Below are 22,680 nucleotides of genomic sequence, written 5' to 3' on the forward strand. Positions count from 1 at the left end.
CGCCGCACCCGCCGCACCCGCCGCACCCGCCGAAAGAGAGGATGCCGTGACGCAGAGCCAGGCCCGATTCCGCGCACGCCGCGCAGGCATCGCCCGCGCGCTCCACGAGGCCGTCCTCCCCGCCCGCCTGCTGCTCGTCGCGAAGACGATGCTCGCGGTCGGACTCGCCTGGATGATCGCCCCGCACATGCCGGGCGTCACCGACGAGTACCCCTACTACGCCCCGCTCGGAGCGCTGGTGAGCATGTACCCCACGCTGATGGGGTCGGCGAAGTCGAGCTTCCAGACGCTGCTCGGCCTCGCCACCGGCATCGGCCTCGCCACCGTGGTGGTGCTCACGGTGGGGCCGACGTGGTGGACCATCCCGCTCGTCGTGGGCGTGGGGGTGCTGGTCTCCGGAACGGGGTGGTTCGGCGTCGGGCGCGAGTACGTCCCGATGGCCGCGCTGTTCGTGCTGATCATCGGCGGGCAGAACGCCGACGACTACTCCCTCGGCTACCTCACCCAGATGGGGGTCGGGGTCGTCATCGGGCTCGTGGTCAACGTCCTGATCGCCCCGGCACCCCTCACCGGGGTGGCGGCGGCGCGGCTGGAGGCGTTCCGGGAACAGCTGGCCCGACATCTCGACGACATCGGGTCAGCGGTCTCCGAGTCGTGGCCGCCGGAGCACGAGCAGTGGGCCGACGACGCGGCCTCGCTCGCCGACACGACCGGCGAGCTGCGGTTGGCACTCGTGGAGGCCGACGAGAGCCGACGCGGAAATCCGCGAGCGAAGGGGCACCGACCGCGCATGGAGCAGAGCCACGAGGATCTCGCCACTCTCGACCGGATCGCTCACCTCATCCGCGACATCTCCGACGCGATCGCCGACACCATCTGGGACCGACCGGCCGGCATCGCGCTCGACCCCGCACTTCCCGAGCCGCTGTCCGCCGCGTGTCACGCCGTGGCCGAGGTGATCGCGCGCGGCGATGCCTCGACGCCGGAAGACCATCGCATCCGCGGTGAAGCCGCACGGGCCACGCGACTGCTGCTCGAGACGGTCGACAGCCGCACCGTCGATGTGCGCCGTTCGATGGGGCCCGGGGTGCTCACCGCGATGCACCTGCGCCGCATCCTGATCCTCAGCGGAACGGGCTCGTCGCCCGAGGACTGACTCCGGTCCGCGTCAGATGGTGTCGTCGGCGGCGATCACGTCGACCTGCCAGTAGCGGCCGTCGGGGTCGGCGCTGTCGTGCGCATCGTCGGCGGCACTCAGCACATCGTTGATCTTCACCATCGCGTCGTCGAACTCGCACTCGGTCAACCGGATCGTGCGCTGGGTGAACGCGGCGTGCACCTCGGTCGTGCGTCCGGCGACATACTCGGGGGTCCAGGCGGTCACTCGGCGCATCAGATCCTGATGATCTTCCACCAGCGCGGCAATCACCGCCGTGCCGAGCTCCTCGTCGGCGACGGGGCTTTCCGGGCCGCCCAGGTTGAGGGGACCTTTGTGCCCGGTCCAGACACGGTCGCGTCGATCGCGGGCCTGCTCGGGCGCCTCTTCGATGAGACCGGCATCGGCGAGCGCACGCAAGTGGAAGCTCGCACTGTTGGCCGGCACCCCGAGCTCGGCGGCGATGTCGGCGGCTCGCAGGAAATCGCGGCGTGAGAACAGGCGGATCATCTGCCGCCGCAGCGGGTGGGAGTAGGCCTTGAGCATGGCCGAGGTCATCCAGACGGGATCGTCGCCGTTGCTCTCGCTGGTGTCGGCTGCCATGTCCCGATCCTACCCGCACCCAAAGTTGCGCAATAAAACTTGCGCAATTGTTCTTGCGCAATTACTCTCGACGCATGACCACCCCCACCGACCCGCATCGCCTGTGGCGCAACCCCCGCTACCTCACCTGGTTGCTGAGCGACACGAGCAAGGGCCTCGCGGCCGCGCTCTTCGGTTTCGCGATCCCGCTGCTCGCGCTCATCGTGACGAACGACCCGGCCCAGGCCGGCATCATCGGCGCGGCCGGAATGATCGCCCGCCTGCTCATGACCCTCGCCGGCGGAGTCCTCGCCGACCGCCACCGCCGCATCGCCCTGATGCTGCTCGGATCGCTCATCGGCATCGTGCTGGCGGGGGCCTTCACCCTGCTCGCCCTCGGTGACGCGATGACCTTCGGTTCGCTGCTGGTGATCGACATCCTCCTCGCCGCCCGCAGCGGACTCTTCGACGTCGCCGGCGAGAGCGCGATCAAGGAGATCGTCCCCGACGACGCGATGGGTCGCGCGCAGGCCGCGAACCAGGGCCGGGATGCCGCGCTCCAGCTCGCGGGCGGCCCGCTCGGGGGCCTGCTGCTGGGCATCGGCGGCTGGGCGGTCGGCGTCGTCATGACCCTCTGCCACGCGATCGCCGCACTGACCGCGTGGATGCTGGGGCGCCAGGCGCGGCGCGCCGGGGTGGTCGACACCGGAGCGGCCGGCGAAAACGGAGACGACCCGGACGACCCGCGGCGTGTCGTGGCTGAACGCGCCGTCGCCGCGACGGATGATCTGGGTTTCGGCACCTCTGTGTCGGCCGCCCCCGCCAAGCCGAACGCCTGGGCCGAGCTGCGGGAGGCATTCGGCTGGCTGCTCTCCCGCCCCGACCTCGGCGGAGTCCTGCTCATCACCACGGTCGTGAACCTGGGGTTCAACGCCGCGATCACCACCGTCATCTACTCGCTCCAGCAGGACGGGCACTCCGAACTCCTCATCGGCACGCTGAGCGCAGGGATCGGTGCGGTGATGCTCGTCGGCGCCGTGTGCGCCCCTCTGCTCGTCCCCCGCATCAAGGCCGGGATCCTGACGATCGCCGGGCTCTCGGTCGCGGCCGTCGGGGTCATCGCGCTCACGATGGTCACGACGCCCTGGGCGATCGCCGTCGTCCTCGGCGCCTCCGTGCTCCTGGTGCCCGCGCTCAACGCCGGGATGATGGGCTACTTCATGGTCGCGACACCGACGCACCTGCTCGGCCGCGCCAACAGCGCCGCCGGTGTGCTCGGCATGGGGGCGATGCCCCTCGCGCCGCTGATCGCCGGATTCGGTCTCGCGTGGGTCGGGCGGGAATGGACGCTGCTGCTCTGCGCCGCGCTGTGCCTGGCATCCGTGGCTCTGGCCGTCACCAACCGGGCGCTGCGCGCACTCCCGGTCGAGTCGCGGTGGGCCGCGCACGCGAAGGAGTTCGAGTCGGCCTGACCTGCCTCCGGAAGAGGTGCGGTGCTAGAGCGCGCCGGTCAGCGCCGCGACGCCGGCGAGCACCGAGACCAGTGCGAGCACCAGGGCGATCGCGATGAGGACGGCGTGCACCTTGAGGAACGCGGTGGCCTTGCCGTTCTCGTCGCGCGCACGCGGATCGTGGGCGACGCGCTTGTAGAACTGGGGCCAGACGACGGCGTTGAAGGCGGCGTTGAGGAAGAGCACGACGGAGAGGGCGATCACCCCTCAACGCTATCGAGATCCACCGCGGCATCCGACCGCGCAGCACGCGCGGAATTCTTGGATGAAGTCATGTATCAGAATCCTCTTGCCGTGCTCCTGGTAGATGTGATCACAATGGGCTTCATGATCGACGGCGCACCCGGCGCCGCTCTCGATCCTGCTTCGGATGACGGGCGCGCACGCTGGGAGCGCGCCGCGGATCTGTTCGGCGCATGGCGCGAGGGCGATGGCCGCGCGATGGACGAGCTCGTACGACTGATGACCCCCGTGCTCTGGCATGTGGTGCGCGCGTACGGGCTCGAACGCACGCTCGCGGAAGATGTGGTGCAGACCACCTGGCTGCAGCTCGTGCGCGGGCACGGCTCGATCAGCGACCCCCGCGCCGTGTCGGCCTGGCTCACCACGACCGCCCGTCGCGAGGCCTGGAAGGTCGCCAAGGCCCACGGCAAGGTCGACACGACCGACACCGACGACCTCGATACGCTCCTTCCCGAGCAGGCCTCGGCCGAAGAGCACGCGACGATCGGCGACGAGAACCGTCGACTGTGGACGGCCGTACGCCGCCTCAACGAGCGCTGCCAGAAGCTGCTGCGCGTGATCGCCTTCGAGGACCGGCCCGACTACGCGCGCATCGCGACCGACCTCGCGATGCCCATCGGAAGCATCGGGCCGACGCGCAATAGATGTCTGGCCAAGTTGCGCGCGCTGCTGGACGCACCGCCGACCGCCCAGGGGGGACTCGCATGAGCGCTCAGGAGGATGCCGAGATGTTCGCCCGGCTCCGCACGCTCTGGAGCGACGTCGACCCCGTGCCCGCTGGGCTGATCGACCGCATGGTCGCCGCCGTCGCCGCCGACGGGCTGAACCGCGAGTACGCGCTGCTCACCCTCGTCGAGGGGCAGCTCGGCGCCGTGCGGGGTGAGGCGGATGCACTCACCCTGCAGTTCAGCGACGGCAGCACCAGCATCCTGCTGCATGTGACGCGCACCGCATCCGGTCGCCGCCGCGTCGACGGCTGGGTCGACACCGGTGCCGCAGAGGTCTTCCTGACGCAGGGCGAGAAGACGATCTCGGCCTCGCCGGAGGAGACCGGACGCTTCGCGTTCGACGAGGTGCCGCCCGGTCTCACGCGCGTGCGCCTGACGACCGCGATCGGGGACGAGACGCGCACGCTGGCGACCCCGCAGTTCGAGCTGTGATCGCGGGCACCGCCCGTCGATGAAGCCGCGGGGCGACCCGCACCGAGAGGATGACGATGGAGCAGCCCAAGGGATGGACCTGGCAGGACCGCGCGGAAGGATCGATCCGCCGGGGAACGGCGCTCGACCCGAGCACAGAGCCCGTGGACGGCATCCGCGCCTTTCCGACGGCGTACCTGCCGGAGCGACTGCTGGTCACGCGAGCCCTCGGCGACGAGGAAGCCTATGACCAGGAGGTGCGGACGCTGCGCGATGCGGCGGACATCTTCGGATGGCAGCTCGAGGAGGAACGCGGAGCGCGCGAGATCGGCGACGGCGAGCTGGTCCCCGGCGTCGCCGGATTCCAGCGCCTGCTGTTGACGACCCCCGACGACCCGGTGGGCGGCGAGGCCCCGTTCTCGCCCGACGCGTGGCGGGTGCTCCAGCGCGCGCGCCGCATGTCACACTCGCCGATGCCGCGGACGAGCCTCGACCACGTGCTGTCCATCGACCCGGTCGGGCTCAACCCGTTCACGCGCACGAACCCGTTCACCCGCACCAACCCGTTCACGCGGACCAACCCGGTGCGCGGCGAGGGCGCCGCGGGCAGCGACGACTACCTCGAGCCCGGGCGGGGCGCGCGGCAGCCGGTGACCTGGCTCGGCCCTGCTCCCGTGCGCGGGCCGGCGCCGAAACGCGGGCGGCGCCCCGTCGTCGCGGTGCTCGACACGGGATGCGGCGAGCACGCCTGGCTTCCCGACGACATCGTCACCCGGCATGTCGACCTCGACGGGGTCCCTGTGGGGCTGACAGACGACGCCGACCCGGAACGCTACCCCGACCTGTACGGACAGCTCGACGGCGCGATCGACGCGGTCGCCGGCCACGGCACCTTCATCGCGGGGCTCGTCCGGCAGGCGGCACCGGATGCCGACATCCTCTCGATCCGCGTGGCGGGCGCACTGGGCGTGGTCGACGAGAGCACCTTGCTCGACACGGTCGCACAGGTCGTCACGCTGCTGATCCGCCACCGCGAGGACCCGACGACGGGCTTCCCGATCGACGTGCTGAACCTGTCGCTCAGCTACTACCACGAGACGCCGGTCGACAAGATGTTCAGCCTCACGCTGCACCAGCTGCTGGCGAAGGCGCGGGAGCTCGGCTGTGTCGTCGTGTGCTCGGCGGGCAACGACGCCATCGATCGGCCCTCGTTCCCGGCATCGCTGTGGCCGTGGCCCGACTCGCACAACGGCATCCCGCACGACAACGGCACCCCGCTCGTGTCGGTCGGGGCGCTCAATCCCTCGGCGCAGTCGGTCGCCCTCTTCTCGAACGTCGGCCCGTGGGTGCAGACCTACGCCCCGGGCGCCGCCGTGGTGAGCACCTCGCCCGGCTTCGTCGGAGGCTCTCAGGCGGCGACTCGCGCAGACGTCGACGGCCTCCGCCGCGAGACGATCGACCCCGACGACTATCGAGGCGGGTTCGCGATCTGGAGCGGCACGTCGTTCGCGGCACCGTATGTCGCCGGGCGCATCGCTGCGCAGCTCGGCACCGTGCCGGTCGGCGGTGCGGCCCCGGCTGCCGCCAGGAAGGCCGTCGCCGCTGTGCTGAAGTCCCTGCCGACACCGGTCGACCCGACCTGACCCACCCCCGAGCCGGACCGCCCGCACCGATACGGGCGGTCCGTCTTGGGTGTTCGGCCCGAGTTCGGTCCCGGTCCGGTCCCGGTCCGGTCCCACCCCATGGGTCCGCGCTCTTCCGCCCAGCCGCGAGGCAGGGCATTCTGGACGGATGCCCCTGTCCGCCAACGAGCTGCATCGGCGCGGAGTCGAGGCGGCGAACGCGAGGCGGTTCACGCAGGCGCGGCGCGCGCTCGACACGGCATCCGCCCGCACCGACGATCCCGATCTGCGCGCCCGCATCGACGGCACGACCGCCTACGTCCTCGCGCAGACCGGGCAGCCGACGGCGGCCGAGCAGCTGTGCCGCGACGCCCTCCGCCGCTCCGGACTGCGCGCCGAGACGGTCGCCGTGCTCAGCGGCCAGCTCGGCGTGCTGCTCATGCACGCCGGCACACTGGCGGCGGCCGAGGTCGAGCTCAGCCGCGCCATCGACACGTTCACCGCGATCGGCGACGAGACCACCGAGCTCGCGAACTGCCTGATGAACCGCTCGGTCGTGCGCATGCAGCAGCGCGAGCTCGACACGTGCATGGAAGACCTGCGGCGCGCGGTGGCCGTGTACGAGACGAACGACGACCAGGAGCCGCTCGCGGAGGCGCGGCACAACCTCGGTTACGCGGCGCTGCTGGGCGGCGACCTCGTCAGCGCGCTCACCCTGATGACCCGCTCCCGTCCGACGCTCGCCGCGATCAGCGATCTGGCCGCCGCGATCAGCGACCTCGACCGCGCCGAGGTTCTTCGCGACGCCGGCCTCACCACCGAGGCCGAGACCCTGCTGGGTCGGGTCGCCGCGGAGTTCGGCGCGCAGCGGATGCCGCAGGCCAGGGGTGAAGCCGAATTCCACCTCGCGCGCTCGCTGCTGCGCCATGATCCGGATGCCGCCGAGCGCACCGCCCGCACGGCGGCACGGCGCTTCACCGCGCTCACGAACCACGGATGGGCGGCGCGAGCCGAAGCGGTGCGGCTCGAAGCACGGCAGCGGGCGAAGCCGGAGCGCCCCATCGATGCAGCCGCCTTCGCCCGAACCGCCAGAGCCCTCGACCACGCGGGATTCCGGACCGAGGCGACCGGGCTCCGTCTGAGCGCACGACGCGATGGCGCCGGTCGCCTGCCGCGGCTCGACGACAGCGCCCCGACGCCGCTCCGGCTCCGCGCCCACGAGGTCAGGGTCGCGCGCGCTGCCGCACGAGGTCGCGACCGCGATGCGCTGCGCGCCGCCGCCGACGGCCTCGAACTGCTCACCGCCTGGCAGCAGTCGTTCGGCGCCCTCGACCTGCAGGCCTCGGTCGCCATGCACGGCGCCGACCTGATGTACGCCGGCCTCGCCGCCGCCGCGCGCCTGCACGATCCCGCGACGATGTTCGAGTGGTCGGAGCGTGCCCGCCACCTCAGCCAGCAGGTCGCTCCGGTTCGGCCTCCGCGCGACGATTCGCTGGCCGTGGATCTGGCGGAACTGCGGATGCTGCGCGCCGAGCTCGCGGGCGCCGACTGGACCACGGACGCTCGCGTGCGCGTGCTGCGCGACCGGGTGCGCGAGCGGCAGTGGGCCGCGACGGGGTCGGGCGGCACCCGTGAGCGGCTGGGTCTCGCCGAGGCGACGGCGCTGCTCGACCCCGACACCGCCGTCCTGTCGTACGTCTTCACCGGCTCCGCGCTGCACGGGATCGTGGTGACACACTCGGGGGCGACAGTCGTCGACCTGTCGTGGCCCCGCGTGCGATCCGCGCTCGACGGTCTGCGCGCCGACCTCGACATGGCCGCGATGACCCGCGGCGGTCTGATGGGCGCCGTGACCGCGCGCGCACTCTCGTCGCGGTTGTCGCTGCTGGATGCCGAACTGCTCGCGCCGCTGCTCCTGGCGGCACCGTCGGCGCACCGTCTGGCGATCACCGTGCCGGGAGCTCTCGGCGGAGTGCCGTGGGCGATGCTGCCCGGCATGACCGGCGTCCCGTTCACGCTCGCGACGTCGGTGTCGCGGCTGCTGGGCGGCACGGCCTCCGTCGGCGGACGCCCGTCGACGATCGGATTCGCCGCGGGTCCGCGCGTCCCGCGCGCCGGCGAGGAGGTGCGGCGGGCGGCGGCCACCTGGGACGGCGGGGGTGTGGCGACACGGATCCTCGAGAGCGGCGAGGCCACGGTGGCGGCAGCCACCGAACTCGCGTCGGACAGCGACGTGCTGCACATCGCCGCGCACGGCAGACATGCGGTGGACAACCCCCTGTTCTCGGGCTTCGAGCTCGCCGACGGCATCCTCTTCGGCTACGACGTCGACCTGATTCCCCGCGTCCCCGCGACCGTGATCCTCTCTGCCTGCGAACTCGGGCGTTCCTCGGTGCGCTGGGGCGAGGAGGCACTCGGGATGACGCGGGTGTGGCTGCACGCGGGCGCGGACTGCGTGATCGCCGCCCCGGTCGCCGTCCCCGACGAGGTGGCGGCCGAGCTGCTGAGTGCCGTGCACGTCGGCCTGTCCGAGGGCGCGACGCCCTCAGCCGCCCTCGCACGAGCCACCCTCGACACCGGTCTGAGCGCCCCGTTCCAGTGCCACGGAGACGGATTCTGATCTTTTTCTCCATTCGGTGTATCAGAACCGGTGCCGCACGCTCCTGTTCTTCGGAAGGTGCCATGCGAAGGGCCTCGAAGGGTTGAGGCGCGAGGGAGGCGCAGTCGGATCTGGGGATATCAAGCGCGCTGGGGAGCGTGAGTACGACACGGACACCATCTGCTCGGGGGTGTCGCGGCATGCAGCCGCGGCGCCCTCATAGGGCCTCGACGATCTGGGGACGTCGGGGCCCTTGGGGTGTCCGGGGTCAGGGGATGTTCCTACAGATCGAGGAAGTCGCCGAGCCACGCGCGTACCGATTCGAGGCACTCTTCCGTGACCTCGCCTGCCGTTCCCGTAAGGCGGTCGCGCGAGAGTGTGCGAGGTTGCTCGGTCATGATCCACGATGGCCGATCGAGTCCGCTCGGCCCGTCCACCATGACATGATTCGGCCACCCCCGGTCGGTCGTCGTGATCGGCAGCACGATGGCCAGCGTCGTCACCGCATCCAGGTACCCGGCCGAGGCCACGATCAGAACAGGTCGGTGCCCACCCTGCTCCCTGCCGCGCACGGGCTCGAGCGCCGCCCATGCGACTCGTCCCGGCGCGAGCTCCGAGGAGGAACTCACGCGGTCGCGTCGCTCAGGTCAGCCCGCTCCCATTCGGCGGCTTCTGCGGCATGCGATGCCTTCTCGGACGGAGCAGTCCGTTCGATCGCGCGCTTCAGCGACTGCAGCCTCCAACGACGGTCTTCGGCGTCGGCGAGGTGAGCGAGATGCGCACCCAGCGTGAGTCCATCGCGTGCAGCCTGCTCTTTCAGGCGATCGCGGAGATCGTCGTTCACCTTGATGGTGGTGGTCATACTTTGAGTATACCGCGCTCTCCGCGGGACGTCCCGGTTCAGGCGACGAGCACCGCATAGCCGGCGGCGCGCAGCGCGGCAAGCGCCTCGGCATCCGCTCCCGCATCCGTGATCACGGTCGGGAAGAGCTCGACACCGCCGACCGTCGAGAAGGCCTCGACCCCGAGTTTGCTGCCGTCGGTGACCACGACCGCGCGCCGGGCGCGTTCTGCCATCATGCGGTTGACGGCGGCCTCGCGTTCGTCCTGCGTGGTGGCACCCGCGGCGGCATCCATCCCGTTCACGCCGATGAAGGCGATGTCGAGGCGCACCCCGCGCAGCAGCTGTTCGACGAACGGACCGACGAGCTCGTAGCTGCGCGAGTGGATGACGCCCCCGGTGACGACGACCTTGATGTCGGGCCGCGTGGCGAGCTGTGCAGCGATGTTCACGGCATTCGTGACGACGGTGATGCCGCCGTTGCCGGACAGGTCGTCTCGGGCGGCGAGTGCAGCCGCGATCGCCGTGGTCGTGGTGCCGCCGGACAGCCCGACCACCATGCCGGGGGCGACGAGGCCCGCCGCGGTCTGCGCGATGCTGTCCTTCTCCTGCGTGCGCAGGTGGCTCTTGTAGCGGATCGGCAGCTCGTAGGCGACGGCCTGTGCCACCGCACCACCGTGCGTACGGGTGAGCAGCCGCTGCTCGGCGAGCGTGTCGAGGTCGCGGCGGGTCGTGGCCGACGAGGCTCCGAACTGCTCCACGAGATCCTCGACGGTGACCTCGCCGCTCGCGGCCAGCAGGTCGAGGATCGCGTTCAGCCGCGCTGCCCGCTTCATCGCCGAGCGCCCTGCACGGTGTCGTCGATTCCCGTCGAGGTCGCAGAGTTCCCCGGATTCTCTGCGACCTGAGCGCGAATCTGCGACGGCGACGCGAACAGGCGGAGCATGCGGGCAGCCTCGACGGCGAGCGCGTCGCGCGCAGGTGCGAGGTACTTGCGCGAGTCGACCAGCCGCTCATCCGCGTCGAGCTTCTCCCGCACCGCACGGGTGAAGAAGCCGTTGAGGTGCGTGGAGACGTTGATCTTGGTCATCCCGGCGCGCACGGCATCCGCGATCACCGCATCCGCCACTCCCGAGGATCCGTGCAGCACGAGCGGAACCGGCAGCGCCGCATGGAGCCTGGCGATCAGGTCGAGGTCGAGCGACGCCGTGCGGTCGGTCATCGCGTGGGAGGAACCCACCGCGACCGCGAGCGCATCGACTCCGGTCGCCGCGACGAAAGCCCGCGCCTCATCGGGGTCGGTGCGCACACCCGGCGCGTGAGCGCCGTCCTTGCCCCCCACCTCGCCCAGCTCGCCCTCGACGTAGACCCCGGCCGCGTGCGCCCGAGCGGCGACGGATGCCGTGAGCGCGACGTTGTCGTCATAGGGCAGCGCGCCGCCGTCGAACATGACCGACCCGAAGCCCAGTGCGATGGCCTCGTCGACCAACTCGGGTCGTTCGGCGTGATCGAGGTGCACGGCGACCGGCATCTGTGCGCGTCGGGCAACCGCGAGTGTGGCCAGTGCGATCGGCTCGAGCCCGCCGTGATAGTCGGCGCAGTTCTGCGAGATCTGCAGGATCACGGGCAGCTCGGCGAGAGCGGCGGCACGCACGAGTCCTTCGGCGGTCTCGAGGTGGATCACGTTGAACGCGCCGATCCCCGTGCCGGCAGCGGATGCGGCGGAGACGAGGTCGCGGGCGGAGACGAGGGTCACGAAGGGTCCTTCCGGAACGATTCAGGGTCGGGACGCGAGACGCGCAGCTGCTGTTCGAGTGCGCGCCAGCGCGGGGAGATGTCGCCGGCGAGCGGGGCCAGCACCGCGGCGGCGGACCAGGCCGTGGCCCGTCGGAGGATCTGCTCGGGATCGCGCTCGCCCTCCGCGTACAGCACGGCGCACGCGGCCACACCGGCATCTCCGGCACCGGTGGGGTTGCCCGCAAGCGGCTCATCGAGGCGCGCGTGCACCAGGTCGGAGGCGGTGACGGCGAGCATGCCGTCGGCGCCCAGCGAGAGCAGCACGAGCTCGGCGCCGCGCGCGATCAGCGAACGGGCAGCCTCGACCGGATCGGTGATGCCGGTGGCTTCGATGAGTTCGGCCGCATTGGGCTTCAGCACGTCGGCTCCGGCATCCGCCGCGCGCAGGAGAGCGGGGCCCGAGGTGTCGGCGATGACCGGGATCCCCGCGTCCTTCCCGACCGCGATGAACATGGGGATCAGCGAGTCCGGGGCGCCCGGCGGCACACTGCCGGAGACGACGAGAACGCTCGCGGTCGGCAGCCGTTCGACGACCTCGGCGAGGAGGTCGGCCCACTCGCTGTCGGCCGGGTTGACTCCGCGCTCGTTGATGATCGTGGTGTCGCCGGCGGACTCGTCGACCACGGCGATGCTGCGACGGGTCTCGGCGGCCACCGGCACGAGGGCATGCGGCACTGCGCTGGCAGCGAGTTCGGCGGCGAACTCCTCGCCGACGCGACCGCCTGCCGTGGTGACCGCGAGCACCTCCGCGCCTTCGGCGTATGCCACGCGGGCGACGTTGAGCCCCTTGCCGCCGGCGCGCGCGACTCCGGCATCCGCCCGGTGCGTGCCACCCTCGACGAGCCGGTCGATGTGCCAGGTGAGGTCGAGCGCGGGGTTGGGGGTGACGGTGAGGATCACGTGAGCTCCCTTGCACGCAGGGCGGCGCCGAGCAGACCGGCGTTGCCGGAGAGTTCGGCGGGGACGAGCGCGGGGATGCGGTGGAAGCTGAGCCGGTCCGCGAGGCGCCTTCGCAGTTCGTCGAAGAGCGCGCCGCCGGCACGGGACAGACCGCCGCCGATGACCACGGCCTGCGGCGCGACGACCGCGGTGAGCTGCGCGAGCGACATCGTGAGGGCGTCGAGCGCCGAGTTCCAGATCTCTGCGGCGACCTCGTCACCGGCGTCCGCGCGGGCGATCACGTCTTTGGCCCCGTCGGGTGCGACACCGGTCGCCTCCCGGTAGCGCCGCGCGATGGCCCCGGCCGAGGCCACGGCCTCCAGGCAGCCGCGTGCGCCGCAGGGGCAGATCGGCCCCTCGGCGATGGGCGAGTGCCCGATCTCGCCCGCGTAGCCGCCCGCGGTGTACGGCACACCGCCCACGAGCAGGGCGCCCGCGATGCCCGTGCCGATCACCAGCACGACGGCATCGGCGTAGTCGCGGGCGCCGCCGAGGCGGCGCTCCGCCCAGCTCGCCGCGCGGACATCGTGATCGAACGCCACGGGCAGGCCCAGCCGGTCGGAGGCGAGGTCGCGAAGCGGTGAGTCGTGCCAACCGAGATTGCTCGCGAAGACGCCGACCCCGGCGTCGGCATCCACGATCCCCGGCACCACGAGTCCGGCCGCCTGCGGCACGACGTCGGGATGCGCCGCGCGGAGCTCGGCCGCCAGTACTTCGAGACGCTCGAGCAGCACCTGCGTGCGGTCGCCGTCGGCGATCGGCGTGGGCGTGCGACGGAGCCCGAGCGCGGTCCCATCGGCGTCGAACAGCGCCGACTTGATGTCGGTTCCGCCCACGTCGAACGCCAGCACCGGCGCGCCGACGCCGAGCGCGCGCACGTCGGAGAGCTTCTCTCCCGCCGCGTCACGCTCGACGTCGGGAACGGCCGCCGCCGCGTCAGGGTCGATCATCATCGGCTCCGGCCGTGAGTGGGGTCATGCATCCAGGATGACGGATCGCGTGAGGTTGCGCGGCTGATCCGGGTCCAGTCCGCGCTTCACCGCGCGGTCGAGGGCCGTGCGATGCAGCCGGACGAGGTCGGCGAGCGGGTCGATCGCCCGCTGCTCGAAACGGGCACCGGTCGCCGCCACCTCGCCGGCGAGTCCCTCCGGCGCTTCCCCGAACTGCCACGTGACCCTTCCGGGAGCGGCGATGGCGATCGGGCCGTGGCGGTAGTCCATCGACGGATACGCCTCGGTCCACGACTGCGAAGACTCCCGCAGTTTGAGGGCGGCTTCGTGGGCGAGACCGATCGTCCAACCGCGTCCGAGGAACGTGTACTGCTCGGCGTCGCGCAGCTCGTCATCGCCGGGCTCCGCCAGCACGGCCTCGGCATCGGCGATGGCCGCGGTCAGGTCTTCGCCGAGCGAGGCACGGAACAGGGCGAGGGCTGTCGTCGCGAAACGGGTCTGCACCACGGACTGCTCGTCGACGAACGGCAGCAGTACCGCCTCGTCGACGAGCGACGCGAGCGGCGAGGTCGGGTCGCCGATGACCCCGATGGTGTGGATGCGTCCCTTGACGCGCTCGACGAGCTCGAGCACCTCGCTGGTCGTGCCGGACCGGGTCAACGCGACGACGGCGTCGTATCCGCGGTCGATGAACGCCTCGGAAGCCGCGAACGCATCGGTCTCGCCGTGGCCTGCGGTCTCGCGGAGCGCGGCATACGACTGCGCCATGAACCACGACGTGCCGCAGCCGACGACCGCGACCCGCGCACCCGTGGCGGGGAGCATGCCCTGCTCGGCCGTGAGGTCGGCAGCTCGTGCCCACATCTGCGGCTGGGAATGGAGTTCTTCGCGCATGTGCGCGCCGGGAAGCGACTCAGTCATCGGGGTGCCTTTCTGGCGAGATGTTGCGTACTTGTGATCGTTTGAAGCCGAAATCAATCATAGTATGGCGTCAAAGAAGAGCAACCCCCGCATACCCTTGATTTGTTTGTTCCCCTGACAAATAATCGGACAAGTTCCACCGCCTCGTCGTCGATTCCGATCGTCGCCGAGAACCCCCGAGCCCCGGCTTGAACGATCGCGGATGCCACCCGGCGAAACGATCACCACGCACTGTCGCGTGAGATGTGCTTGCGACTGTGCACCACACCCCCTTCCCGAAGCGGCCTGCCGCCGAGGGACGGACACTCACAGTGAGGAATGCAATACACATGAAGAAGTCACTGCGGTTCGGCGCCGCCGCCATTGCGGCCGTCGCCACGCTCTCGCTCGCTTCGTGCGGGTTCGGCGGATCGTCCGGAGACGGCGGAGGCGAAGAGGGCTCAGCGACCCTCGACCTGCTCGTCCCCAGCTACTCCGACGCCACCAAGGCGAACTGGGAAACCGTGATCGACGGGTTCGAGAAGGCCAACCCCGACATCAAGGTCAAGCTCGAGGTGCAGTCCTGGGACAACCTCGAGAAGGTCGTCTCCACCAAGATCCAGGCGGGCGAGGCTCCCGACATCTACAACGGCGGACCCTTCGCGGGCTTCGTCGGCGATGAGCTGCTCTACCCGACGGAAGACGTCGTCTCCAAGGAGACCTTCTCCGATTTCCAGGAGTCGTTCCTGAAGAACGCCGAGATCGACGGCACCGCGTACGCGCTGCCGATGATCGCGTCGGCCCGCGCCCTGTTCGTCAACAACGCGCTGCTCGACCAGGCCGGCGTCGAGGCGCCGACCGACTGGGACTCGCTCCTGGATGCCGCGACCAAGGTCTCGGCTCTCGGCGGCGGCGTCGCCGGCTACGGCATGCCGCTCGGATCCGAAGAGGCTCAGGCCGAGGCGGCCGTGTGGCTGTGGGGCGGCGGCGGATCGTTCGGCGATGAGTCCGAGATCACGATCGACACCCCGGAGAACCTCGTCGGTGCCGAGCAGATCAAGAAGATGATCGACGCCGGTGCGACCCAGGCCGACCCCGGTTCGACGCAGCGCTCGCCCCTGATGGACATCTTCATCCAGGGCAAGATCGGCATGCAGGTCGGCCTCCCGCCGACGGTCGGCCAGATCGCCGACGGCAACCCCGACCTGGACTACTCCATCGTCCCGATCCCGACCAAGGACGGCTCGCCGTTCACGCTCGGCGTCATGGACCAGCTGATGGCCTTCGAGAACGACGGCGACAAGCAGGAGGCGATCACGAAGTTCTTCGACTACTACTACTCGGCCGACGTGTACGTGCCGTGGGTGCAGGCCGAAGGCTTCCTGCCCGTCACCAAGTCCGGTGCCGAGCAGCTTTCCGGCGAGGAGGCCCTCAAGCCGTTCCTCGACGTGCTGCCCGACGCCCAGTTCTACCCGTCGACGAACCCGAAGTGGTCCGCCGCCGACGGTGCGTTCAAGTCGCTGTTCGGCCAGCTGCAGTCGAAGCCGGCACAGGATGTGCTGACCGAGATCCAGGCGCAGGTCGACGCGGGCTGAGCCCGCTGACGGAGAGGTTCGGGTACCCGAATGAGCCAGAAGACAGAGTCCTCGAACCTCGCGGGGGCGGCCACCACCGGCCGCCCCCGCCCCCGGAAGACCCCGGATGCCGTGCGCGGCAGGCCGGGCGGAAAGGACCTGCTCCAGGCTCTGCCCTGGATCGCCCCCGCACTCCTGCTCATCATCGGCGTGGTGTTCTTCCCCGCCGGGGTGATGTTCTTCAACTCGACGCGTGACATCTCGCTGTCCGGCCTCGACAAGGGATCGGTCGGCTTCGACAACTTCGTCACGGTGTTCACGTTCACCGAGTTCTGGCCGATCTTCTTCCGCACGATCGTGTGGGTCGTGTCAGTCGTGCTGTTCACCGTCGTCATCTCGCTCGGCCTCGCGCAGATCCTCAACAAGGCGTTCCCGGGACGCCAGCTCGTGCGCATGGCTGTCATCGTGCCGTGGGCGGCATCCGTCGTCATGACGACGATGGTGTTCTACTACAGCCTCGAGCCGTACTTCGGCATCTTCAACAAGTTCCTCTACGACATCGGGCTCTCGGATGACGCGGTCGGATACGGCTGGACCAAGAACCCCGCGACGGCCTTCACCTGGTCGATCGTGATCGCGATCTTCGTGTCGCTCCCGTTCACCACGTATACGATCCTCGCCGGACTCCAAGCTGTGCCGGCCGACGCGATCGAGGCAGCCAAGATGGACGGCGCGAGCCCGGCCCGCACCTACTGGTCGATCGTCCTGCCGCAGCTGCGCAGCGCCCTGGCCGTCGCGGTGCTCATCAACATCATCAACGTCTTCAACTCGCTACCGATCCTGAAGGTGATGACCGGATCGATACCGGGCTACGACGCCGACACGATCATGACCCTCATCTTCAAGTACATCGAGCTGCAGAAGAAGGTCGATGTCGCGAGCGCCCTCTCGGTGGTCGCATTCCTCATCGTCATCGTGATCGTCGCGGCCTACGTGAAGATCGTCAAGCCCATGAAGGAGGTCTGATCATGACCGTGACCGAGACCGCCCTCGTGACCACCGCCGGCGACGGCGCCGCCCCGCGCATCCCGGGGCGCAAGCGCCGCTACACCGAGGACCAGGTGACGCTTCCCCGCGTGATCCTGCGCATGGCCGCCGGATTCCTGGTGCTCGCGATCTTCGTGCTGCCGTACCTGATCATGTTCTTCGGCTCCGTGAAGACGAAGCCGCAGATCCGGTCGGTGGACCCCACGTACCTGCCGACGGAGTGGCACTGGGAGAACTACATCACGATGTGGTCGACCCCCGAGACGCCACTGCCCTACAACCTGATCTCGACGATCGTGATCGCCGTGTTCGCGACGCTGCTCGTCCTGCTGGTGTCACTGCCCGCGGCGTACTACACGGCCCGGTTCAAGTTCCCCGGCCGCATGGTGTTCCTGTTCCTCGTGATCATCACGCAGATGCTGCAGCCGGCGGTGCTCACCTCGGGCCTGTTCCGCCAGTTCACCGTGCTCGGGCTCGGCGACACCTGGACGGCGATGATCTTCATCAACGCCGCGTTCAACCTGTCGTTCGCCGTGTGGATCATGCACTCCTTCTTCGCCGGCATCCCCAAGGAGGTCGACGAGGCCGCGCAGATCGACGGCGCCGGGCGATTCACCGTGTTGTTCAAGATCAACCTGCCGCTCGTGTGGCCGGGGATCGTCACCGCGATCGTGTTCACGTTCGTCGCCTGCTGGAACGAGTTCGCGGCCTCCCTCGTGATCCTGTCGACCGACAAGAACCAGCCGCTGTCGGTCGCACTCACCAAGTTCGTCGGGCAGTACGAGACCAGCTGGCAGTACGTGTTCGGCGTCTCGATCGTCGCGATCCTGCCGGTGGTCATCCTGTTCATGCTCATCGAGAAGCGCCTGGTCGGCGGTCTGACCGCGGGCAGCGTCAAGTAGGCCGCGGTCGACGAAGGGCACGCGCGTTCAGTGATAGAAATCTCTGAGACGCGACGAAGGAGTCCCATGCCCCATCCACGCCCTGCGCTCGGCGCATCCGTGTTCGCCATCCTCGTGCTGGTGCTGAGTGGCTGCACCGCAGCCCAGCCCGAGGCCGACCCCACGCCGACGGCGACGGGCGAGACGATGGTCTCCGTGAGCGTGGACGGCCCCGAGATCTCCGGGACTGGGCCGACCGAGCCGTTCCCCGGCGTCGACTTCCCGCTTCGTGAGGGCATGCGCTCGGTGACGATCGACTTCACGTGCGACGGCGGCGGCCCGTTCCGCGTCGAGTTGGGTGACCCGATGACGCTCGGACAGGCGACACTCAACGGCACCTGCGACGGCACGACCGAGCTGGTGTGGCCGATCACCGAAGAGACGGGACCGACCCTCAACGTGTGGGTCACCAACGACGTCGCCTGGACCGCGACTCCGCACTTCTCCACCGCGGAGTTCGTCCGGGACGAGGCGATCACCTCCGAGTGCGATGCCTTCTCCGACATCTACAGCGCGTTCTCGAACGCCGACATCGGCCTCACCGAGTACCAGGCGTTCGACGAGGCGGAGTGGACGCGGCGGGTCGACGCGGCGACCGTCGACCTCGAGACGCTCACGGGCGCCTCGGAGACGACCATGTCCGACCCATTCAGCGCCCTGCTCTCCTGGGTGCGCGGCGACGGCCACACTCCCGGCTCACTGCTGAAGGACACGAGCCTGATCGATCCGATCAGCGACACCTGCAACACCAATCACAGCCCGCTCATCCTGATCGGCGAGTTCGGCGGCTGAGTCTTGTCTGCCACCTGTTTTGAAGGAGATCTCGTGGAATGAAGGACCGGATGCTCGAATCGGTCCTTCAGAACGGGAGAACCCCTTCAGGCTGTGTGCTGACGGTCAGGGGCGGGGAGTGGATGCTGCAGAGGTGGATGCTGCGCGCAGCTGCAGCGGATTCCAGCGCACGCCGAGGGCCGAGGTCAGGGCGGCCTGCGCGGCACCGGCGGCGAGCGATACCCGGGGGTCGGCGTAGCGGACCGGCACCTGCGTCGTCCCGCGGGCGGGATACTCGGTCTCGCGGCGCACCCGATCGAGGAAGCGCGGTCCGAGCTCGGTCGCCGGCCCGCCGATCACGACCTCGGTCGGGTCGAGAAGCGCGCCGATGAGCTTGACCGCCCTGGCGAGCGCACGGGCGCCCTCGTCGAGGTGCTCCTCGTCGGCCTCCGCGGCGAGCGCCCGGATCTCGGGAGCGTCCATGGCGTCGGAGAAGTCGTCCCCGAGCATCGCGCCCAGAGCAGCCGCGGACTCCAGGCAGCCGCGTTGACCGCAGCGGCAGAGGCGGGCCGCCTCGCCGAACACCACCTGCACGTGGCCGATCTCTCCCGCGCGGTCCCGAGGGCCGGGCGCGAGCTCGCCGTCGAGCGTCACCGCCGCACCTACGCCGCCGCCGAGGTGGATGAAGAGCCGGTACCCGGAGGGTGACTCCTCCATCCCCGCTTCGGCGATCGCCTCGGCGTCGACGTCGTTGATGAGCAGCACGGGTGCGTCGAGGATGCGCTCGAACCGCTCGGCGAGGGGCACTCCCTCCCACTTCAACTGCACGCTCTCCAGCACCGAGCGGCCGTCGGTCGTGCCCGGCAACTGCACTCCCGCGGCGAGGAGTCTCGCTCCGAACTCGCCGGCGACAGCGGTCAGCGCCTCGTCGAGCGACCGATCGCGCTCCTCCACGCTGTACGTCACCCGCCGTGTCTCGAGCTCGGTGCCGTCGAGCGCGACGAGGGCGATGTGCGCGTGGAGCGGCTGGATCACCAGGACAAGGATCAGGTGGTGACTCGCATCGACGCTGAGGGTGGTCGCGCGTTTGCCGCCGGTGCTCGCGGCCTGCTCCCCCTCGACGATCAGCCGATCCTCGATGAGCTCGGCGACCAGGGACGACGCGGTGGCCGCGGTCAGCCCGGTCGACCTCGCGATGCCTGCCCGCGTCTGGGTGCCCGGATTCCGGAAGACGAGCTGCAGCGCCCGGCGCAGGTTCGCACGCCGCACCGACGCCTGGGTGTCGAGGCTGTCATCCGCGTTGAGCATGTGTTCCCGTTTCCGAGCTCGTCGGTCGCGAGCTGTTGACAGATCGTGGCGCGATCCGTAGTCTCTCCCTAAGTTTATTCATTGAACTTAGTTGGTCAATGAACCTCAAGCTCCGGACGGGCGAGTGCTGCACACACCGTCGCCCGTCCGGCACCTCCTTCAGCGGCTCTCGGCCGCTTCGGTGTGGTGGCGGATCACCTCGGCCACCACGAAGTTGAACCACTTCTGCGCGAACTCCGGATCGAGATGGGCCTCCTCGGCCAGAGCCCGCAGCCGTGCCACTTGCTGCTCCTCCCGATTCGGGTCGGACGCCGGCATCTCGTGATCGGCCTTCAGATGCCCGACCTGCTGGGTCGCGCGGAAGCGCTCGGCCAGCATGAAGATCAGTGCGGCGTCGATGTTGTCGATGGTGGCGCGAAGTCGGAGCAGTTCGGCCTTCGGGTCCTCGGCGGCGGTCATGCCCCTACTCTAGAGCCGCGGAACACCCGGATTTCGACCTGCCGCACCGCTATCGTGAGCACATGAGCAACGAAGAGTCGCCTGCCTCCGCGCCCCTCGACGGTGCCGTGCCGAGTGCCGCTGTCGACGATGACGCGGTCAAGGACGACACCACGGCTTCCGCGCCCGTCCGCCGCCGGCCCGCACCGGCATCCGAAGTCCCCTCCGCCGAGGCCGCCCCTACCCGTGCGGTCGTGATCGAGCCGATGACCCCGAGCCGCTCCTTCTGGACGCGGATCGATCGCCCCTTCGTGTTCGGCTTCCTGGTGACCCTCGGCGGTCTCGGGGCCATCGTGATCGGCCTCGCCCTCACGAGCCTGTCGACCGTGCTCATCTACATCGCCCTGGCGCTGTTCGGCGCGCTCGGCCTCGACCCTGCCGTGCGATTCCTGGAGCGTCGGGGCGTCTCGCGGGTGCTGTCGGTCGTCGTCGTGATCCTCAGCCTCATCGTCGTGGTGGCCCTCGTGCTGTGGATGATCCTCCCGGTCGTGATCGATCAGATCTCGAGCTTCGTCCGCTCCGTGCCCGACATGATCCGGGAGTTCACCCGCAGCGACCTCTACGCGACCCTCGAAGCCCAGTTCGGCGATCAGTTCCAGGACCTCGTCGCCGAGGTGCAGGCCTTCCTCTCCGACTTCGGCAACCTGGCGACGATCGGCGGCGGGGCACTCGCGGTCGGCGCCTCGATCGCCACCGGCATCTCCGGCGCCATCATCGTCCTGGTGCTGACGCTGTACTTCCTCGCGTCGCTCCCCGCGATGAAGCAGGGGCTGCTGCGTCTCGCCCCGGCCCGCGATCGTGCTCGCGCCGGAGACATCACCGACCAGATCACCGACTCGGTGGGCGGATACGTGATGGGCATGGTGGTGCTCGCGTTCTGCAACGCGACGCTGGCGTTCCTGCTCTACTTCTTCCTCGGGCTGCCGTTCCCCCCGCTGATGGCCGCGATCGCGTTCTGCGTCACCCTCATCCCGCTGGTGGGCTCGGTGCTGTTCTGGATCCTCGGCACCTGCCTGGCCCTCTTCAGCAACCCGATCGCCGCACTCGTCTTCGCCGCGATCTATCTCGTCTACATGCAGATCGAGGCCTACGTGATCACCCCGCGCGTGATGAACCGGGCCGTCTCCGTCCCGGGCTCGCTCGTCGTGATCGGCGCCCTCGCGGGCGGCACCCTGCTGGGACTGCTCGGCGCGCTCGTGGCCGTGCCGGTCACGGCATCCATCCTCATCATCATCAAACAGGTCCTGGTGCCGAAGCAGGACGCCCGGGTCTGACCCACACTCCCGAGACGACGAAGCGCCCGGCCCCCTGAGGGGCCGGGCGCTTCTGTCGAGGTGACGACTCAGAGGTCGTTGTCCGCCAGCCACTGCTTGGCGATGTCGGATGCCGACTTCTGGTCGACCGTGCTCTGCACGTTCAGGGCGACGAGCTCTTCGGCAGTCAGCTTGGCACTGATCGCGTTGAGCACGTCGGAGACCTCGTCGGCGACGTCGCTCGAGACGATCGGCACCACGTTCGACGAGATGATCAGGTTCTCCGGGTCTTCCAGGGCGACGATGTCTTCGGTCTGGAATGCCGGGTCGGCGGTGTAGATGTCGGCGACCTGGATCTTGCCGGCGAGCAGCGACTCGAGAGTGGTCGGGCCGGTCGCCGAGAACTTCAGGTCGACTCCGTAGGTCTCCTTCGCCGCTGCGGGGCCGTACGGACGCTCCTCGAACTCGGGAGCCGCGCCGATCGTCACCTCCGACGTGACCTTGGCGAGGTCACCGATGGAGGTGACACCGTTCTCCTCCGCGAAGCTCTTCAGCACCGTGTAGGTGTCCTGATCGGAGGCCTCGGCGAAGTCGAGGGCGGTCAGGCCTTCGGGCAGGGCCTCCTTCAGCGCCTCGTAGACCTCGTCCGGCGCGGTGACGTCGACCTCGTCGTCCGAGATGTACTCCAGCAGGCTGCCGGTGTACTCCGGGAAGACGTCGATCGCCCCGGACTCGACATCGGGCATGTACGCGTCGCGCTGGCCGATGCTGAACTGCTCGTCGACGTCGAAGCCTGCGGCCTCGAGCGCCTGCGAGTAGATCTCGGCGATGATCTCGTTGGAGTAGTACGCCTGCGAGCCGATGACGATGGTCTTGTCACCCGAGCCCGCGTCGTCGGTGGGCGCGTCGAGCGGGTTGCTGCTGGTGCAGCCGGCGAGGACGAGCGCCGCGACGAGCGATACGCCACCGGCGAGGGCGAGTCGTGACTTGCGTGCTGTGAACATGGGAC

The 22,680-nt window shown here is 69.6% G+C and carries 23 protein-coding genes; 11 read left to right on the forward strand and 12 right to left on the reverse strand.

Annotated features, from left to right (window positions below):
• The first annotated feature begins 46 nt into the window (after positions 1–46).
• Entirely contained in the window at positions 47–1,156 is a 1,110-nt protein-coding gene (locus BQ2383_RS10160; protein ID WP_091033350.1) for an FUSC family protein, read from the forward strand.
• A gap of 12 nt (positions 1,157–1,168) precedes the next feature.
• On the opposite strand, the gene BQ2383_RS10165 is transcribed toward BQ2383_RS10160, so the two are convergent.
• Entirely contained in the window at positions 1,169–1,759 is a 591-nt protein-coding gene (locus BQ2383_RS10165; protein ID WP_091033353.1) for a winged helix-turn-helix domain-containing protein, read from the reverse strand.
• Positions 1,760–1,833: 74 nt separating this feature from the next.
• On the opposite strand from BQ2383_RS10165, the gene BQ2383_RS10170 reads away from it, so the two are divergent.
• Positions 1,834–3,210: an MFS transporter gene (locus BQ2383_RS10170; RefSeq protein ID WP_091033356.1), complete on the forward strand. Its 1,377-nt coding sequence runs from the start codon at positions 1,834–1,836 to the stop codon at positions 3,208–3,210.
• A 24-nt stretch (positions 3,211–3,234) separates the two neighbouring features.
• Here the strand turns inward: BQ2383_RS10170 and BQ2383_RS10175 are convergent, their stop codons facing one another.
• A complete protein-coding gene (locus BQ2383_RS10175) occupies positions 3,235–3,453 on the reverse strand; it encodes an SCO4848 family membrane protein (protein WP_029263211.1) in 219 nt (72 codons plus the stop codon).
• A gap of 69 nt (positions 3,454–3,522) precedes the next feature.
• On the opposite strand from BQ2383_RS10175, the gene BQ2383_RS10180 reads away from it, so the two are divergent.
• The 4 genes from BQ2383_RS10180 (at position 3,523) to BQ2383_RS10195 (ending at position 8,873) form a co-directional block, all read left to right on the forward strand.
• A complete protein-coding gene (locus BQ2383_RS10180) occupies positions 3,523–4,200 on the forward strand; it encodes an RNA polymerase sigma factor (protein ID WP_244175984.1) in 678 nt (225 codons plus the stop codon).
• Positions 4,197–4,652: a hypothetical protein gene (locus BQ2383_RS10185; protein ID WP_091033358.1), complete on the forward strand. Its 456-nt coding sequence runs from the start codon at positions 4,197–4,199 to the stop codon at positions 4,650–4,652. The genes BQ2383_RS10180 and BQ2383_RS10185 overlap by 4 nt, the downstream gene beginning before the upstream one ends.
• Positions 4,653–4,708: 56 nt before the next feature.
• Positions 4,709–6,274 (forward strand): S8 family peptidase, encoded by a 1,566-nt coding sequence (locus tag BQ2383_RS10190; protein WP_091033361.1) that lies wholly within the window; start codon positions 4,709–4,711, stop codon positions 6,272–6,274.
• 148 nt (positions 6,275–6,422) lie between these two features.
• Positions 6,423–8,873: a CHAT domain-containing protein gene (locus BQ2383_RS10195; RefSeq protein WP_091033364.1), complete on the forward strand. Its 2,451-nt coding sequence runs from the start codon at positions 6,423–6,425 to the stop codon at positions 8,871–8,873.
• Between the two features lie 260 nt (positions 8,874–9,133).
• Here BQ2383_RS10195 and BQ2383_RS10200 read toward each other — a convergent pair whose 3' ends face one another.
• Genes BQ2383_RS10200 through BQ2383_RS10230 form a run of 7 tightly spaced genes read right to left on the reverse strand, consistent with a single transcriptional unit; the run spans position 9,134 to position 14,300 of the window.
• On the reverse strand, positions 9,134–9,481 hold the full coding sequence (locus BQ2383_RS10200) for a type II toxin-antitoxin system PemK/MazF family toxin (protein WP_091033366.1): 348 nt from the start codon (positions 9,479–9,481) through the stop codon (positions 9,134–9,136).
• Positions 9,478–9,714, reverse strand: a complete 237-nt coding sequence (locus BQ2383_RS10205) for a hypothetical protein (protein WP_091033369.1) — start codon at positions 9,712–9,714, stop codon at positions 9,478–9,480. The genes BQ2383_RS10200 and BQ2383_RS10205 overlap by 4 nt, the downstream gene beginning before the upstream one ends.
• A 38-nt stretch (positions 9,715–9,752) precedes the next feature.
• Positions 9,753–10,529, reverse strand: coding sequence for a DeoR/GlpR family DNA-binding transcription regulator (locus BQ2383_RS10210; RefSeq protein WP_091033372.1), 777 nt, complete (start codon positions 10,527–10,529; stop codon positions 9,753–9,755).
• Complete coding sequence (locus BQ2383_RS10215) at positions 10,526–11,449, reverse strand: class II fructose-bisphosphate aldolase (RefSeq protein WP_244175985.1); 924 nt, start codon at positions 11,447–11,449, stop codon at positions 10,526–10,528. Before BQ2383_RS10215 ends, BQ2383_RS10210 begins: the two co-directional genes overlap by 4 nt.
• Positions 11,446–12,390: a 1-phosphofructokinase family hexose kinase gene (locus tag BQ2383_RS10220; RefSeq protein ID WP_091033374.1), complete on the reverse strand. Its 945-nt coding sequence runs from the start codon at positions 12,388–12,390 to the stop codon at positions 11,446–11,448. Before BQ2383_RS10220 ends, BQ2383_RS10215 begins: the two co-directional genes overlap by 4 nt.
• Positions 12,387–13,379 (reverse strand): ROK family protein, encoded by a 993-nt coding sequence (locus tag BQ2383_RS10225; protein ID WP_244175986.1) that lies wholly within the window; start codon positions 13,377–13,379, stop codon positions 12,387–12,389. Before BQ2383_RS10225 ends, BQ2383_RS10220 begins: the two co-directional genes overlap by 4 nt.
• Before the next feature lie 24 nt (positions 13,380–13,403).
• Positions 13,404–14,300 (reverse strand): SIS domain-containing protein, encoded by an 897-nt coding sequence (locus BQ2383_RS10230; RefSeq protein ID WP_091033376.1) that lies wholly within the window; start codon positions 14,298–14,300, stop codon positions 13,404–13,406.
• A gap of 329 nt (positions 14,301–14,629) precedes the next feature.
• Here BQ2383_RS10230 and BQ2383_RS10235 point away from each other — a divergent pair, with 329 nt between their 5' ends.
• The 4 genes from BQ2383_RS10235 (at position 14,630) to BQ2383_RS10250 (ending at position 18,633) form a co-directional block, all read left to right on the forward strand.
• On the forward strand, positions 14,630–15,874 hold the full coding sequence (locus BQ2383_RS10235; RefSeq protein ID WP_091033378.1) for an extracellular solute-binding protein: 1,245 nt from the start codon (positions 14,630–14,632) through the stop codon (positions 15,872–15,874).
• Positions 15,875–15,904: 30 nt separating this feature from the next.
• Positions 15,905–16,879, forward strand: a complete 975-nt coding sequence (locus BQ2383_RS10240; protein ID WP_205828764.1) for a carbohydrate ABC transporter permease — start codon at positions 15,905–15,907, stop codon at positions 16,877–16,879.
• A gap of 2 nt (positions 16,880–16,881) precedes the next feature.
• Positions 16,882–17,802: a carbohydrate ABC transporter permease gene (locus tag BQ2383_RS10245; protein WP_205828765.1), complete on the forward strand. Its 921-nt coding sequence runs from the start codon at positions 16,882–16,884 to the stop codon at positions 17,800–17,802.
• Positions 17,803–17,868: 66 nt separating this feature from the next.
• Positions 17,869–18,633 carry a hypothetical protein gene (locus BQ2383_RS10250; RefSeq protein ID WP_091033381.1) on the forward strand — a complete coding sequence of 255 codons (765 nt, stop codon included), beginning with the start codon at positions 17,869–17,871 and terminating at the stop codon, positions 18,631–18,633.
• A 105-nt stretch (positions 18,634–18,738) separates the two neighbouring features.
• Here BQ2383_RS10250 and BQ2383_RS10255 read toward each other — a convergent pair whose 3' ends face one another.
• The gene (locus BQ2383_RS10255; RefSeq protein WP_091033384.1) at positions 18,739–19,920 is read right to left on the reverse strand and encodes an ROK family protein; all 1,182 of its coding nucleotides are present in this window, start codon (positions 19,918–19,920) and stop codon (positions 18,739–18,741) included.
• A gap of 159 nt (positions 19,921–20,079) precedes the next feature.
• Positions 20,080–20,379 (reverse strand): chorismate mutase, encoded by a 300-nt coding sequence (locus BQ2383_RS10260; RefSeq protein WP_091033387.1) that lies wholly within the window; start codon positions 20,377–20,379, stop codon positions 20,080–20,082.
• Positions 20,380–20,441: 62 nt separating this feature from the next.
• Here BQ2383_RS10260 and BQ2383_RS10265 point away from each other — a divergent pair, with 62 nt between their 5' ends.
• Entirely contained in the window at positions 20,442–21,692 is a 1,251-nt protein-coding gene (locus tag BQ2383_RS10265; protein ID WP_091033390.1) for an AI-2E family transporter, read from the forward strand.
• Positions 21,693–21,760: 68 nt separating this feature from the next.
• Here BQ2383_RS10265 and BQ2383_RS10270 read toward each other — a convergent pair whose 3' ends face one another.
• On the reverse strand, positions 21,761–22,675 hold the full coding sequence (locus tag BQ2383_RS10270) for an ABC transporter substrate-binding protein (protein WP_091033393.1): 915 nt from the start codon (positions 22,673–22,675) through the stop codon (positions 21,761–21,763).
• Between the last annotated feature and the right edge of the window lie 5 nt (positions 22,676–22,680).

Source organism: Microbacterium oxydans, assembly GCF_900095745.1.
In the GTDB taxonomy this organism is placed as follows: domain Bacteria; phylum Actinomycetota; class Actinomycetes; order Actinomycetales; family Microbacteriaceae; genus Microbacterium; species Microbacterium oxydans_B.